The organism is Salinicoccus jeotgali (genome assembly GCF_055379195.1).
Map to the genome: position 1 here is coordinate 1822907 of NZ_AP043830.1, position 15357 is coordinate 1838263.

The following is a 15357-nucleotide window of genomic DNA, read 5'->3' on the forward strand; positions in this document are numbered from 1 at the left end:
GGATTAATTGTTTATGATGACAATACTCATATCGAAAGGAGATTCCTCAATTGAATCTGTTATTGGTCATCATAAATCTAGTTGTATTCCTATCATTGATCGGTGCTTTAGTCATAATGAAGCAAAAGAAAATAAAGTTTTCCTATCGCGTGATGCTCGGCCTGTTGGTCGGACTCGTATTCGGTGCTGCGCTGCAGCTCATCTACGGTACTGATAATATCATCATCACCCACACGATGGACTGGGTAGCAATTGTCGGTAGCGGCTTCGTCAGACTGCTCCAAATGATCGTCATGCCGCTTGTATTCATCTCCATACTTGGTGCGTTCGCCAAAATGGACATGAAGGAGAAATTCCTTAAATCAGGCATCAAAATCATTGCCCTATTGCTCGGAACGACAGCAATAGCCGCCACCATCGGCGTCTCTTCTGCGCTCATCTTCGATTTGGACGCATCCAACTTCAACCTAGGCGAAGAGGAGAACAACCGCTCCATCGCACTCGAGTCGACTGCGTCTGAAATTGAAGGGCAGACACTGCCAGATCAACTGCTGTCCTTGCTGCCTGCCAATCCTTTCCTTGACTTCACAGGGGAACGGGCGACTTCCACTATTGCAGTCGTATTTTTCGCCGTATTCATGGGCGTCAGCCTCATCCGCCTCATGGATCGGGATCAGGAAAATGGAGAGAAGATACGCAGCGGCATCATCGCCGTCAATGGATGGGTCATGCAGCTCGTAAAAATCATCATCGCACTGACGCCTTATGGCGTATTGGCATTGATGACATCCACCGTTGCCACTTCAGACTTCGCCGCCATATACGATCTGGGTCTGTTCGTCGTCGCTTCCTATGCGGCACTTATAATAATGTACCTTGTCCATCTTGGCCTGATTGCCTTGACGGGACTCAACCCTGTACAATATTTGAAGAAGACGCTCGAGACGCTGATCTTTGCCTTCACTTCACGTTCAAGCGCTGGTACATTGCCGCTTAACATACAAACACAACGGACACGTCTTGGCGTCCCGGCAAGTATTGCGAACTTCTCTGGCAGCTTCGGCCTATCCATCGGCCAGAATGGCTGTGCCGGGGTATATCCAGCGATGCTCGGCATCATGATCGCACCAGCAGCAGGGGTTGAGATCAACGCGCAGTTCATCGTAACACTGATTGCTGTTACAGTGATCGCTTCGCTAGGCATTGCTGGTGTTGGCGGTGGTGCGACATTTGCTGCCATCATCGTATTATCTACAATGAACCTGCCGATTGCCCTTGCCGCCGTCCTGATTTCCGTCGAGCCACTTATCGACATGGGTAGGACAGCACTCAACGTCAGCGGCTCCATGACGGCCGGCACCATCACCGCGCAGACAAACGGCTCATTGGACAAAGATGTCTTCGATGATCCGCACCTTGATGAATTGACTGCAGAAACTTAAGGACCGATGGATGTTCCGCCGAAATTCCATCAGTATTTAAAATGAATCTGCAACTTCAAATAAATCCCCCCGACCAGACTGGTCGGGGGGATTTATGCTGCTTAAGGCTTTTTTCCAAGCCCGATCAGTTTCGGGATCTGATCTTATATATACGCCATAATCAGTTCAAATGTATTCCTTATGGCATCCGTATGTGTGCGTTCCATGCCATGACTGCTTGCAACACCCGGCCCGATCAGTGCACCTTTGATGTTTGCGCCAGCGCGTAGGGCTGCAGAAGCATCACTGCCGTACATCGGATAAATATCGACAGCATAATTGAGCTTCTTATTTTTCGCATGATTAATCAAGTCTGTAGTCATCCCGTAATCGTAAGGTCCAGAGGAGTCTTTGGCGCAGATGGAGACATCGAACTCTGTGCATTCAAGATCCAGTCCAATACATCCCATATCGACTGCGAGAAGTTCTGTGATGTCTTCTGGTATCCATGCTGCCCCATGACCGACTTCCTCATAGGTGGAGAATATGAATTTCAAGTTCGTGGCAGGTACAATATCTTCTGTCTTGAGAGCCTTCAGCACACTGACCAGGATAGCGACGGATGCTTTATCATCGAGGAACCTGGATTTTACAAATCCTGAATCGGTAACGACGACTTTCGGGTCATAGGCAATGATATCCCCATTCTGGATACCCAACTCTTTTACATCTTCTTTACTGCTAACGCGCTCATCCAGCTTTACAATGAGACTATCGATATCACGCTCTTTAGTCGCTGCATCTTTATAGACGTGGATCGATGGCGATTTGGATAGGATTGTACCTGTGAATACTTTGTCATCACGTGTAATGATGTCGCAGTATTCACCATCAAGCGTTGGTGTAAGCGGTCCGCCGATCTTAGTCAGGGACAGTGTACCGTCATCATTGATGGAACGTACCATCAGTCCGAGGGTATCGATATGGGCACTGAGCCCACGAGTGCGTTTAGTATCCTGACCTGCAACGCTGACAATCAGGTTGCCCTTAGGCGTCGTTTCCGTATCATAGCCGACTGCTTCAAGTGTCTCACGCACGTAATCCACCGCATGACTGGTATACCCTGACGGGCTATTGATCGACAGCAGTTCTGTCAGAAAGGAAATTGTCTCTTCTTTTTTAAACATATGATTATGTATGAACAAAGTTCACTTTGTTCATATCCTCCCCTCTATATTGTATAAACTTCGACAATTAGAATTTTACCATACTCTGAACCTCTGAGTCGGGTGATTACAAAACATGGATCATCGGTCTATTGTAGTCCCCTTCATCTAATGCGGCCATCCACATCTGCTGATGTAATCTTCAGCCACTTTATAGAAGGCGTTCCATGTACACCATCAAGTCCTCTGATATAATGAAGTAAACTAAAGGAGATTTTCCATGAAATCAATCGCTCCATTCCTCATGTTCCAAGGCAGTGCCGAAGCGGCTATGCGCTACTACGAGGAGACCTTCAAGGATGCACAGATACGCATGCTGACCCACTACGGGGAGGATGCACCTGAAATGGCTGATAAAGTGATGCAGGGTGCCATCCAGATACAAGGCCAACTGATCATGGTGATGGATAGCCAAACACCTGCAGAATTCACCTTCACCCCAAGCATGTCATTTTTTATCGAATGCATGTCTCCTGATGAAATCAATCTCTATTACAGAAAGCTTAAAAAGAAAGGCGCCATACACATGCCTTTGGATGAATACGGATTTTCCAGACAATTCGCCTGGATACAGGATCAGTTTGGCGTCACATGGCAGCTCAATTTATCATAGTGAACACAAAAAAGGCCGTCCCTCTTCTTTGATTTGACCCCCTCCAGGTTTACAGATGAAATAAAACATCTGTAAACCTGGAGGGGGTTCTTTTATGACTGACAAATATTATTCATTTGAAGAAAAGCTGAAAATGATTCAGGAATTGAGGGTAGGCATCAGTCCAAGCCATATATCCACAAAGCATCAGGTGTCTGTTGAGACACTTAGAAAGTGGCGGATAAAGTATGAGAAGCATGGTGCTGAGGGATTAAAGAAACGGGACAGGCATAGAACATATACCCGCGGCTTTAAAAAAATGGTCGCAAAAGAATATATGAATGGAATGATCTCCACTCACGAACTCGCACACAAATATGACATACCGTCGAAAACAACTGTTCGGAATTGGATTATACGTTACAATAATGGTGAAGAAATAAGAACGACGCGGGAGGGAGCTTCACCATTGACCAAGGGACGGAAAACAACGTACGCAGAACGGGTTGAGATTGCGCAGTATCATGCACAGGGGGATATCAGTTATCGTGAACTTGCCGAAAGATTTGAGGTGAGTTACCAGCAGGCCCGGAATATCATTGTGAAATACAAGGAATATGGTGAAATCGGCCTTGAGGACAGACGCGGAAAAGGAAAATCAGAAGACCAGCTCACTGAGACGGACCGCTTGAACAGAGAAATTTCCATGCTCAAAGCAGATAAACGAAAGCTTGAGGTGGAGAACGCCCTGCTAAAAAAGTTGGAGGAACTCGAGAGGGATTAAAATACAGCCGGGTTCCCAGTCACACGCTCCACACTGCCATCACTACGTTGCATAATGAAGGCTATGCCATCTCTGAATTATGCCATACGGCAGGCATCTCAAGACAAGCGTATTATCAATATCAGAAACGCCCCGTGCCACACGCTGAAGCAGAGAATGACACAGTGGCCAGTGCGATTGCCGAAATCTATGTTGAAACGGACGGCATCTATGGCTATCGTCAGATGTGCCATGCGGTCAACAAAGCCTTGAGGACGGGGTATAACAGGAAACGCATCTATCGGCTGATGACACGGATGGGCTTGAAATCGGTGACCCGGATCAAAAAGAAACAATACGTCCCCCACACACCGCAACAGGTCGCTGAGAACGTATTGAACAGAGATTTCCACGCAGCCCATGTGAATGAGAAATGGCTCACCGATGTGACTGAATTCAAAGCGCTGAACGGAGAGAAAGCCTACTTGAGCGCGATCATCGATCTGTACGACAACAGTATTGTGGCCTACAAATTCGGCCGTTCAAACAATAATCAGCTTGTTTTTGATACATTCACTTCTGCGATTCAAAAGCACCCGCAGGCAACGCCGCTTGTGCACAGTGACCGTGGCTTCCAGTACACCTCCTACGGCTTTAAAAAGATTCTGGATGCCCAGCAGATTCAACAAAGCATGTCCCGCGTCGGAAGATGCATCGATAATGGCCCGATTGAAGCATTCTGGGGAAAAATCAAATCGGAACGGTTCCACATCAGACGCAAGCAGAAGTACTATGCGGATTATCAAACAATTATAGAAGACATTACACGCTATATTGAGTTTTACAACCACCACAGACCGCAACACAAATTCAAGGGATTGAGTCCGCTGGAATTCAGGGCATTGGCGGCATAGAAAAACGCCTGAGAATCTCCATTCTCAGGCGGGAAACATTTATATTATTTCATCTGTCAACTTGGTAGGGTTCAGATCACTTATCAGGGACGGCCTTCTTGTATTATTATGCAGTTCTTCTAGTTAGAAATCTTGTGAAGATTGATCTCTTAGTGCGTGGTTCCTTCTCTTCTTCCTTTTCGGCAAGGTGAGAATAACTTTCAGCTATTTTCTTGTACTCTTCAAGGCGAAGTTCGGCAGTAATACGGTCAGTTGAAAACATTAATAATTCCTCCTGTAAATTTGTAATATAATTTATATATAAATATTTAATTATCTTTTGTTATGTATATAATATACCATTATACCAGTACTTTATCAAGTATATTGTGATGTTTTTACCAAAGTAAATATATTGATAATTTTTAAACAATTCTAATAACGTAAAAATATAATGTAATATAATTTCATACTGAAAAAGACTATCAATAATTTATGCTTTTATTTGAATTGTTATACATATGCAACCGGTTTCCTGTTTCTCTAATGCATTAAAGGGGTATTTTCTGAATATACATTATCTTAGGGAGGAGAAATCAATATGAAAAAATGGATGCTTCTTCTTGCCATGTCGTTCCTTCTTGCACTCGGTGCATGTGGCGGGGATTCACAAGATGACAGTATGGATGACCCAGAAGAAAGTCAGGAGGAAGCTGATGACTTGGATGATGGTGCGGATGACTGACGCCCTATTCCCAGACAGTTGGCTCAATACAAAATAAGACGGACCAGGCTTCATGCCTAGTCCGTCTCGTATGTCATATCGATATGGGGGATACCGTCTTCCAAGTGCACTTCTGAAGTCTTCCGGAAACCGAACTGCTGATAGAACCTCTCCAAGTGAGCCTGGCCATGTAGATAGACCTTCTCACCTGGATGGACTTTTCCTACATACTGCATCGCCTGCTCCATCAGTGCCTTGCCAAGGCCTTTTTTCCTGTGGTCCTTCCTGACGATGACCCGACCGATCGCAATCGGCTTTCCCGGCACAATCCTCAAATAGGCTGCGATGACTGAGTCATCTTTCTTATAGATATGGGTGCATTCCGGATCTCTGCCGTCCACTTCCTGATAAGGGCATTCCTGTTCGACTACGAACACTGAAGTCCTCAACCGGTATATCTCCTCCAGTGTAGCAACATCCAGTTCCTCAAACGATCTAACGTGCCACATGCCATTTCCTCCCTACTATCATCCATGATGCAAAATCAAAATGCTCATGTGTCATTTTTTATATTTTTATTCTTCAGTATAGCGACACTGAGTATATGGGGGATCGTGTGTACCGTATCGGGGAAGTGTTCTTCCAGATATGAGGCTACACGCGCCAATGTGTTCTTCCGCTGCTTCTCCTTCATTCCTGCCACCCAAGACACAGAGGACAGTCTGCCGATCCACTCTTCATTGGTGAACTTTACATCATAATCGATCTTGAACAGTTCCATTAGATCAAAACGTGCAGATTTCCATTCCTCAAACCACTCAACCGGAAAACTGTTGATCATCTGAGTCGCATTATCTTTTGTGCCTGCTGGCCGGATCTGTCTGTCTGGTGAATAGTTCTGTATCGTCTTCATCGATTCTTTGACGATTTTGGATGCGGAGGTAAACCCTGAATCCATGATGATCAGATGCCCACCAGGCTTTAGGATCCGCTGAACTTCTTTAATAGTCGCTTCCCGATCGAACCAATGCCAGGCGCGCATGACCGTGACGATATCATAATTTTTATCGATCAATCCCGTGTCTTCAGCATATCCTTCTCTGAAGACGACTTCCAGCTCATCTCCAATATGTCTTCGTCCAGCTTCAATCAATTCAGTAGAGGGCTCCACAGCATCTATGACAGCACCTCGTGCGCTGAGCATTTTACTGAGCAGGCCAGGTCCTGCGCCAAGTTCTGCTACTTTACTGCCTGAAATGACGACTTCACGCATCTCCAATTCCGTAACCAGACGTTTTGGAATATCATTTCTATACTTAAGGTAATTGTCCGCCACATTGCCAAAATCCACTTGCATTTTCCTACCCCCATATGAAGATATGATTGATAAATGGATCCATTTAAAACTCTAGTTTCCATTTAAGATTAAGTATAACATGATAAGGGTAAATCAAATAGAAAGGAGAGGATATCACTATGAGTAAATCAGTATTGATCATCGTAACCAACCATGGAACGATAAACAATGATGACAGTAGGCCAACAGGATTATGGCTGAGTGAAGCGGCGGAGCCGTATCATGTTTTCCAGGGAGCGGGTTATAGAGTGGACTTCGCATCACCGAAAGGCGGGTCAGTACCGCTCGATCCAAATTCCCTAGAAGGTGAACAGAACGAGAATGAGAAAGATATCATCAAGCTGCTTCAAGACACTAAACGTGTCAAAGACATGGTCTATGAAGGCTACGATGCAATCTTCTTCGCCGGAGGGCATGGCACAATGTATGACTTCCCTGGCCAGGCAGATATTCAAAATATCCTTGCGTTCTTCAAAGATGACGGCCGCACGATCGCAGCAGTCTGCCACGGCCCGGCAGCATTTGCAGATGCCAAGACGAAAGACGGCAAATATGTGGTCGATGGCGTCAAGCTGACAGGGTTTACAAATGAAGAAGAGAAAGCCATGAAACTCTACGACGATATGCCCTTTGCACTCCAATCCAAGCTGGAAGAAAACGGTGCAGGATTCGTAGTTGGAGAAGCGATGGAGGAACATGTCGTAAAAGACGGCAACTTCATCACGGGACAAAACCCTGCTTCAGCTGAAGCCGCTGCCCAAGCAGTCATAGATAAACTTGGAAAATAACATTTATACGCCGGCCTTTCGGGCCGGCTATTTTTATCCTCTGGAATCCTGATGGCATCAGAAAAAAAGGATCGGCATCCAAATGGATGCCGGTCCTTCAACATTTTATCGGTCTATCTTAGGAGACTCCCCTATTATCCAATACACGCTTCATTTCCTGCATTTTGCCTACATGCATCGCTTCATGGAGTGCAATGAATCCAACCTGTTCAAAGCGTTTGGTCATGCCCATGAATTCACGTGGGAGATCTTCCTGAAGTACTTCTTCTTCCATATCCTCAAGGCGAGCCATGTGACCGCGCAGTAATGCTTCGATTTCTTTAGTGTCTGGTGTGTCATCATCGAAGTCATCTGGGCTTGTGCCTGTACCGAAATACTTCGCATACCTTTTATAGGCGTCTGTATTTTTGTCCGTCACAGCGGCCGTCACCATTTCCATCATTGCAGCGACATGCCCGAATTGCCAATGCAGGCTGTTGTTGAAACCTTCAGGTATGTGATGCATATCTTCTTCATTTACTTCATCAAAGAGTCCGGTCGTCCAATTGCGTACAGTGTTCAATTCAAAAAGCAATAATTCTTTAGCCATTGATGTTGTACCTCCAATTTCTTTTCTTTCCGTCTATACTTTACATACCCGTTCACTGCGATTTTATTCATATGAATTCTTCCAACCCGCGCATCTTCCATTTTCACTTGCACAGATTTCCGGCCGATTGCATTTTCACCTTGGTAAAGAGATAATGATTTTAAGTAAACGTTTTCAAACATCGTCTCTGAGCATCGTATTACATTTTGGAGGTGCCTTTTATGGAACATCATCAAATTCTGATCATCGGCGGGGGTACAGCCGGCATTACTGTGGCTGCCCGCTTAAAACGGTTGTCACATACCCTGGATATCGCAATCATGGATCCTGCAGAGGATCATTATTACCAGCCTCTATGGACCTTGGTCGGTGCGGGCGAGGTGACGAAGCAGGAAACCGGACGCAAGGAAGCCGACCTGATTCCTAAAGGAGTTAAATGGTACAAAGACGCCGCCTTGGAAATCGATCCTTATGGACAGCGTGTTAAAACGCAATCAGGCGCTGAACTGCACTATCACTATCTTATAGTCTGCCCGGGACTTCAGCTTGACTGGGATAAAATTGAAGGTTTGGTGGATGGGCTTGGAAAATATGGCATATGCAGCAACTATTCCTATGAACATGTCCAATACACATGGGAAATGATCAGCAGCTTCACAGGAGGACGCGCCATCTTTACCCACCCTGCCTCCCCCATCAAATGCGGGGGCGCGCCCCAGAAGATCATGTATCTTGCAGAAGATGCCTTCCGAAGGCAAGGCGTGCGCGATGACTCTGAAGTGATGTTCATGTCAGCCAGCCCTTCCATCTTCCCCGTCGAAAGATACAGCAGGACTTTGGACGCTGTAATAGAACGGCGCGACATTAAGACCGGCTTTAAAAAAGATCTGGTTAAAATAGACGGACCCAATAAAAAAGCAACTTTCAAACATGTGGAGACCGGCGAGACCGAGACACTGGACTATGATATGATCCACGCTGTCCCCTACATGAGTGCGCCTGACTTCATCAAAGGCAGCGCCATTGCAGATGCGGAAGGCTGGGTCGATGTGGATGCATCTACACTCCAACATAAGAAGTTCAAAAATATATTCAGCTTGGGTGATGCCTCCAACCTACCGACCTCAAAAACGGGAGCGGCAATCAGAAAGCAGGCTCCTGTAGTCGTCTCCAACCTACACGCCCTGATCAAGAATAACGCGCCATGGAGAAGATACGATGGTTATACTTCCTGCCCTCTAGTCACAGGTTATGGCTCACTTGTCATGGCGGAATTCAAATATGATAATGTACCTTCTGAAACTTTCCCCTTCAACCAGGCTAAAGAGAGAAGGAGCATGTATCTCATGAAGAAATACGGCCTGCCGGTCATGTACTGGCACGGTATGATGAAAGGGCGCATGTAGCAGCGGCATCAGCTGCACTGGTTTACTGGAACAGAATAAAATATTAGATATGGGAGTGGACACCATGAGCCCGAAGATCCGTGAAATGACGAATTCAGATATTAAAGTTGTACAGGAGACTGCCACCGCCAGCTGGCATGCGGCATATGAGGGGATCATCCCCTCTGGTGTCCAGGAGCGTTTTTTAGACATGGCCTACAGCAATGACATGATGCACCGTAAACTTGCCCAATCGCATATGTTCGTAGCAGTAGAAGGCGGAAAAGTAATTGGCTTTGCCGAATTCACCCAGCCTGACACAGAAGGAAAGATCGTACTCAACGCCATCTACCTGCACCCGGACTCGCAGAATAAGGGTGTGGGTACTCTATTGCTGGAATACGGATTGGAACAGATTGAAGGTATAACCAACATCTATGTTGAAGTAGAAAAGGAAAATATGGTTGGCAGACGATTTTATGATGCCAGAGGGTTCAAGACGGTCAAGGAATATGACGATGATTTCGATGGCCACATCCTGAAGACCGTACTGATGACCCTCCATGTTTAATGGAATTAGAATATGCAACGTGCCTTGCATCGCAGGCGCGTACAAAAAAACATTCGGGTGCCTCTATGTGAGGTTCCCGAATGTTTTTTGTCGTTAATTTTTTATTTTCTCTCTTAAGCGCTCATATTCCTCTTCTGAAATTTCACCTTTGGCGAGGCGTTCGTTCAGTATATCGAGCGCACGATTCTCTGTCGGCTGACTATTATTTCTGTTATTCCCCCTCAGTGCCCAGATGAGTATAAGGAACATCGCAATGACGATGATCAGTCCGAAAAAGCCAAATCCAAAAAACCCGTCCATACCATAACCGTGCATCATTCTATGTCCTCCTCCATTCAATTTATCCTACTGTCCATGATACACCAAAAATGTGCATGAATTGTGCACAGTTTCTCGAAACTATTGGGTTATCCTGATAGCTGAGCGCAACAAAAAATTTCATGGAACAGAAAGAAGGTTTATGATAAATGGATAGAAAGTCTTCAGCAATGGGCGCATTCGCCCTAGCACTTGTAATCATCTTATCAGCCTGCGGAATCAGTGAGGCAGGCGAAGCTCCAGGGCAGAATTCGGATGGAAAGATGGGGATGCATGACGACTCCATGAATGGAAATAGCGAATCTCCACAAGGAGGCGAAATGGGAATGGGGGGAATGGGCAATCAGCATATGGATCATGATGATGTAGCCGCCCTGGACAGTTCCAGCGGAGACAACGAGCTGAACATCCCCCCTGTCCTAAAAAGTGACAGCACTGAAGAAACCAAATATACGGTGCGTGCCAAAATGGGAGAAACCGAAATATTCGACGGTACAAAGACGCAGACCTACGGTTATAATGGAGACTTCCTAGGACCGGTGCTGCAATTTGAAAAGGGAGAGACCGTGACCATAAACCTGATTAATGAGTTGGATGTGGGCACCACTTTCCATTGGCATGGCCTGAAGATTCCCGGAGAGGCCGATGGTGGCCCCCATAATGTAATCGAGCCGGGTGAAGAAGATACAATCAAGTTTGAAGTGACCCAGGAAGCCGCGACACTATGGTTCCACCCCCACCCGGATGGTGATACTTCAGAACAGGTATATAAAGGTTTGGCTGGACTGATCTATATAGAAGATGAAAATATAAAAGAACTTGATCTTCCTGATGACTACGGGAAAAATGACTTCCCACTGATTTTCCAGGACAGGACATTTGATGAGGATAAGCAGCTTAACTATGACGCAGTGATGAATGAAGACGGGACGGTTGGAGATGTCTCATTGATCAACGGTACTGTCAATCCAAAATTGACCGTCGGCCAAGAAAAGGTCAGACTGCGGCTATTGAACGGTTCCAATGCACGCAATTATACTTTTAAGATGAACACAGGAGATACTTTTGCGCAGATCGCCACCGATGGAGGGCTACTGAACGAACCAGTGGAAATGGAAGAGTTGACACTCACTCCTTCCGAGCGGGCGGAAATCGTCATCGACTTCTCCAAAATCGATGATGAGCGAGATGTCGCGCTGGTCAATGATTCGGATGATATTCTGCTGCCCTTTGAAGTGACGGATGAAGCAGCAGCCGAGATTGATATACCGGATAAAATGAACCAGTTTTCAGTTACAGAGGCAGAAAAAGACTTGCCGGTGACAAAGGAAGTCGAACTATTCGGCATGATGGATATGGTGACGATAAACGGCAAGAAATTCGACCCTGAGAGGATTGATTTCACACAGGAAAGAGGCGTCACTGAAGTCTGGGAGATATATAATAAACCCGATATGATGGGCGGGATGATCCATCCTTTCCATATTCATGGCGCACAGTTTAAAACCCTTTCCCGAGATGGAGAAGCACCTCCTAGAAATGAGCGCGGATGGAAAGATACCATTTCTGTTTCACCAGATGAAACCGTCAGACTGGCAGTCCAGTTTAATGATAAGGGCGTCTATATGTTCCACTGCCACATCCTTGAGCATGAAGATAACGGGATGATGGGTCAGATAAAGGTTGAATGATATCGAGCTTGACTACTGATCCACACGAATTGTCCGATATTGTCAAAATCTGCAGCATCCATCGTCAGATTATCAGAAGCACTATCAAAAAAGCAGCAATCCGACCAGAAAAACATCTGGCCGACTGCTGCTTTTTCAATTCCCTCTTCAACACGCTACACCTATGCTCCCCTATGAGTTTTGGGGGTGATTACTTTATTCATTTCTTAAGCCACTTGTAGCCGACACCCCATACTGTCTGAAGGTATTCATCCAATGGAAATCCGGCCCTTCTTATCTTATCGCGTATGTTCCGGACATGCGAATCCACTGTACGCCCTTCCGTTTCAGACTCCATCCCCCATATCAGTTCAATCAATTGCTCACGTGGAAACACCCTTCCCGGGTTTTTCATCAACATCCCGATCAATGAGAATTCCTTTGGCGTCAATCTGATCTCCTCGTCATTGTATGACAACTCAAATTGTTCCTCATCCCATACCAACCCACTCACCCTGATTTGGGTCGTTGGTTTCGTCCGCCTTAACAACGCATTGATGCGCGCAATCAACTCCCCTTCATCGAATGGTTTTGTAATGTAGTCATCCGCGCCCAGGCTGAGGCCTTTGACGATATCCCTCTGCTGTTCCCTGGCCGTCACCATGATGATCGGCACTTCAGAGAATCGGCGGATTTCTCCACAAAGGGCGAACCCGTCCATCCCTGGCATCATGATATCGAGCAGCACCACATCAAAAACTTCTTTTTCCAAGGCCCTCAACCCCGCTTCAGCGCCCAATGCCTTAGTGCATTTGAAGCGGTGCGGCTGCAGGTATAAGCTTAAAAGCTCCAGCATCCTTTCTTCATCATCAATCAGCAATACATTCTTCATATAGATCTCCTCTCTCTAAAGATACGGTGAATACGGTGCCTTCCCCTGGGGTGCTCTGTACACTGATCTGTCCACCATGCAGTTCGACGATTTCTTTGGCTATGGTCAGGCCAAGACCTGCGCCCCCCTGCAGCCTGCTCCTCGATTTTTCTGCACGATACAACCGTTCGAAGACATACGGTTCATCTGCCTGGTCAATCCCTATACCAGAATCCGAAATGGCTGTTATGATCTCATTCCGGCTTCCGGTGACTGATACTCCAATCCTGCCCGCCGGCGGGGTATATTTTATGGCGTTATCCAATATATTCAAAAACACCTGCTGCATCCTTTTTGGATCGACGACGGCCTCCAGCTCCCCTGAAGAAGAGAAAGTGAGTTCTATATTCTTTTTATCGACTGCAGGTTCGATACGTGCTATGACTGTTGAAATCAGGTCATCGAATGCAACTGCCTCTTTCTTGATGGCGAACTCATTCTGGTCTATTTTGGCCAGTTCAAATAAATTTTTGATAAGCCCGTTCAAATGAATGGTTTCTTCCTGGATTATGGTAAGATATTTCCTTCTGTCCTCCTTGGACAGATCCTCCCGCCTGAGAATGTCTGTATAACCCTTCAAATAAGTCAAAGGTGTACGCAATTCGTGGGAGACGCTGGCGAGAAACTCATTCCTCTCGTTCTTCAGCCGCTCCAAATCTCCAGACAACCGGGTGATGGCAGCAGCCAATTCTCCGAACTCATCCTTACGGTGAGGATAAAGTACCACTTCATGGTCTCCCCGGCTCAATTGTTCCGTTGCTTTTTTCATCGTCAGGACAGGCTGGGTGATGATCCGTGACAGGACGAGCACGGTCAAGATGGTCAAGACGATGGTCAACAGTCCGACAAAAAGAAATTGACGGCTCAAATGATCAATGATCCTTTTTATATCGGCACTATCAGCAAACATGAATACATGTCCGTTGTGTGAACCATCTTCAATGAGCGGACTCGCTGTTGACACATATTTTTCTTCCGACCAATCCGATACCAGAATAGATTCCTCCCCGGATATGCGCTCGTCATCCACATGGTCGATCACTTCAGCCATTTCCGCCTCAACTGGGTTGGAATGGATGACTATGTCCCCTTCCTGGTCTGTGATCACCACATTGAAATCCGATTCTGATTCCATAATCGCCACATGTTCAAGTGTGGTGGCATTATAGTGCTCTTCAAGTACGTCCCTGTGGGTGTTGCCCCTTGAGAGCAGGTCATCCATCACTTCCTCCACCCGGTCATCCACCAGATTCACATATAAAATATAAAACAGGATGACTTCAACAATGAATACCACAAGGAAAAATAACATCCCGATTTTAAGCGATAATTTATTCAGCATGGTGGCTCCTTCTTTCAGTTGGTTATTTTACTTCCGTACAGATTATAGCTGCCACATGTTGATTTTTTGTGCAGGTTCTTTATCACCCATCACATTATCCACCACTTAATTTTTAAAAATCTGCACATAAACTGCAAAATACGCAGGTAAGGTATATTAGAATAATATATACGGGAGGAATTGCATGTTGAAACATAGGATTTCATTAGGTTTTCTATCCATATTTGCTGTTCTTACATTGACGGCCTGTGGTGAAGGAGACACAAGCGGTGACAGCGGCGAATCGCAGACTACTGAACCACAGTCTGAAGAAAGTAGCGGCATGGAGCACTCTGCAGACGAGATGTCCAGCTCGGGGGAAGTGCCTGATGGTTTGGAGGAAGCAGATGAGCCAAAATTTGAAGTAGGCAGCACTGCCATCATCCAGGCTGATCATATGTCAGGCATGGATGGTGCTGAGGCAACCATCTCCGGCGCTTTTGATACGACTGTCTATACGGTCTCCTATATCCCTACAAATGGCGGAGATAAGGTTGAAGACCATAAATGGGTGATCCATGAAGAATTGGAGGACCCGGGTGATGCGCCACTTGAACAAGGTGATGAGGTCGTCATGAATGCACGGCATATGGTCGGTATGAACGGTGCTGAAGCCACGATCGATTCAGCTAAACAGACGACTGTCTATATGGTCGACTTTACAACCACCGATACCGATGAGGAAGTCGAGAACCATAAATGGGTTGTCGAAAGTGAACTCGCTTCACCTGAGGAAAAATAAAGTGCC

At 46.0% G+C, this 15357-nt stretch carries 18 protein-coding genes; 10 read left to right on the forward strand and 8 right to left on the reverse strand.

Going from position 1 to position 15357, the window contains the following annotated elements; translation table 11 throughout:
* Positions 1-50: 50 nt before the first annotated feature.
* Positions 51-1442 carry an L-cystine transporter gene (locus tag ACZ43I_RS09425; protein ID WP_344701835.1) on the forward strand — a complete coding sequence of 464 codons (1392 nt, stop codon included), beginning with the start codon at positions 51-53 and terminating at the stop codon, positions 1440-1442.
* 143 nt (positions 1443-1585) lie between these two features.
* On the opposite strand, the gene ACZ43I_RS09430 is transcribed toward ACZ43I_RS09425, so the two are convergent.
* On the reverse strand, positions 1586-2608 hold the full coding sequence (locus tag ACZ43I_RS09430; protein WP_344701845.1) for a M42 family metallopeptidase: 1023 nt from the start codon (positions 2606-2608) through the stop codon (positions 1586-1588).
* Positions 2609-2867: 259 nt separating this feature from the next.
* Here ACZ43I_RS09430 and ACZ43I_RS09435 point away from each other — a divergent pair, with 259 nt between their 5' ends.
* From ACZ43I_RS09435 to ACZ43I_RS09445, 3 genes are all read left to right on the forward strand, one after another.
* Positions 2868-3260 carry a VOC family protein gene (locus ACZ43I_RS09435; RefSeq protein ID WP_344701837.1) on the forward strand — a complete coding sequence of 131 codons (393 nt, stop codon included), beginning with the start codon at positions 2868-2870 and terminating at the stop codon, positions 3258-3260.
* Between the two features lie 94 nt (positions 3261-3354).
* A complete protein-coding gene (locus ACZ43I_RS09440) occupies positions 3355-4023 on the forward strand; it encodes a transposase (protein WP_344703107.1) in 669 nt (222 codons plus the stop codon).
* Between the two features lie 38 nt (positions 4024-4061).
* Positions 4062-4916, forward strand: a complete 855-nt coding sequence (locus ACZ43I_RS09445) for an IS3 family transposase (protein WP_464761752.1) — start codon at positions 4062-4064, stop codon at positions 4914-4916.
* A 106-nt stretch (positions 4917-5022) separates the two neighbouring features.
* Here the strand turns inward: ACZ43I_RS09445 and ACZ43I_RS09450 are convergent, their stop codons facing one another.
* Positions 5023-5178, reverse strand: coding sequence for a hypothetical protein (locus ACZ43I_RS09450; RefSeq protein WP_344703968.1), 156 nt, complete (start codon positions 5176-5178; stop codon positions 5023-5025).
* A gap of 318 nt (positions 5179-5496) precedes the next feature.
* On the opposite strand from ACZ43I_RS09450, the gene ACZ43I_RS09455 reads away from it, so the two are divergent.
* Positions 5497-5640, forward strand: a complete 144-nt coding sequence (locus ACZ43I_RS09455; protein WP_344703970.1) for a hypothetical protein — start codon at positions 5497-5499, stop codon at positions 5638-5640.
* A gap of 56 nt (positions 5641-5696) precedes the next feature.
* Here the strand turns inward: ACZ43I_RS09455 and ACZ43I_RS09460 are convergent, their stop codons facing one another.
* Positions 5697-6128, reverse strand: a complete 432-nt coding sequence (locus ACZ43I_RS09460) for a GNAT family N-acetyltransferase (protein ID WP_344703972.1) — start codon at positions 6126-6128, stop codon at positions 5697-5699.
* 44 nt (positions 6129-6172) lie between these two features.
* A complete protein-coding gene (locus ACZ43I_RS09465; protein WP_344703974.1) occupies positions 6173-6976 on the reverse strand; it encodes a class I SAM-dependent methyltransferase in 804 nt (267 codons plus the stop codon).
* A 119-nt stretch (positions 6977-7095) separates the two neighbouring features.
* Here ACZ43I_RS09465 and ACZ43I_RS09470 point away from each other — a divergent pair, with 119 nt between their 5' ends.
* Positions 7096-7764: a type 1 glutamine amidotransferase domain-containing protein gene (locus ACZ43I_RS09470; protein WP_344703976.1), complete on the forward strand. Its 669-nt coding sequence runs from the start codon at positions 7096-7098 to the stop codon at positions 7762-7764.
* 118 nt (positions 7765-7882) lie between these two features.
* Here ACZ43I_RS09470 and ACZ43I_RS09475 read toward each other — a convergent pair whose 3' ends face one another.
* On the reverse strand, positions 7883-8353 hold the full coding sequence (locus tag ACZ43I_RS09475; RefSeq protein ID WP_344703979.1) for a DinB family protein: 471 nt from the start codon (positions 8351-8353) through the stop codon (positions 7883-7885).
* Positions 8354-8574: 221 nt separating this feature from the next.
* Here ACZ43I_RS09475 and ACZ43I_RS09480 point away from each other — a divergent pair, with 221 nt between their 5' ends.
* Both ACZ43I_RS09480 and ACZ43I_RS09485 read left to right on the forward strand, forming a co-directional pair.
* A complete protein-coding gene (locus ACZ43I_RS09480; RefSeq protein ID WP_344703981.1) occupies positions 8575-9759 on the forward strand; it encodes an NAD(P)/FAD-dependent oxidoreductase in 1185 nt (394 codons plus the stop codon).
* A gap of 64 nt (positions 9760-9823) precedes the next feature.
* Positions 9824-10309: a GNAT family N-acetyltransferase gene (locus ACZ43I_RS09485; RefSeq protein ID WP_344703983.1), complete on the forward strand. Its 486-nt coding sequence runs from the start codon at positions 9824-9826 to the stop codon at positions 10307-10309.
* A gap of 93 nt (positions 10310-10402) precedes the next feature.
* Here the strand turns inward: ACZ43I_RS09485 and ACZ43I_RS09490 are convergent, their stop codons facing one another.
* On the reverse strand, positions 10403-10627 hold the full coding sequence (locus ACZ43I_RS09490; protein WP_344703985.1) for an SHOCT domain-containing protein: 225 nt from the start codon (positions 10625-10627) through the stop codon (positions 10403-10405).
* 170 nt (positions 10628-10797) lie between these two features.
* Here ACZ43I_RS09490 and ACZ43I_RS09495 point away from each other — a divergent pair, with 170 nt between their 5' ends.
* Positions 10798-12318, forward strand: coding sequence for a multicopper oxidase family protein (locus tag ACZ43I_RS09495; RefSeq protein WP_425568412.1), 1521 nt, complete (start codon positions 10798-10800; stop codon positions 12316-12318).
* A 199-nt stretch (positions 12319-12517) separates the two neighbouring features.
* On the opposite strand, the gene ACZ43I_RS09500 is transcribed toward ACZ43I_RS09495, so the two are convergent.
* Together ACZ43I_RS09500 and ACZ43I_RS09505 are read right to left on the reverse strand one after the other, a co-directional pair.
* Complete coding sequence (locus tag ACZ43I_RS09500; RefSeq protein WP_344703988.1) at positions 12518-13189, reverse strand: response regulator transcription factor; 672 nt, start codon at positions 13187-13189, stop codon at positions 12518-12520.
* On the reverse strand, positions 13167-14570 hold the full coding sequence (locus ACZ43I_RS09505) for a sensor histidine kinase (protein WP_344703990.1): 1404 nt from the start codon (positions 14568-14570) through the stop codon (positions 13167-13169). The genes ACZ43I_RS09500 and ACZ43I_RS09505 overlap by 23 nt, the downstream gene beginning before the upstream one ends.
* 184 nt (positions 14571-14754) lie before the next feature.
* Between ACZ43I_RS09505 and ACZ43I_RS09510 the strand changes: the two genes are divergently transcribed.
* Positions 14755-15351, forward strand: coding sequence for a YdhK family protein (locus ACZ43I_RS09510; protein ID WP_344703992.1), 597 nt, complete (start codon positions 14755-14757; stop codon positions 15349-15351).
* Positions 15352-15357 lie beyond the last annotated feature (6 nt).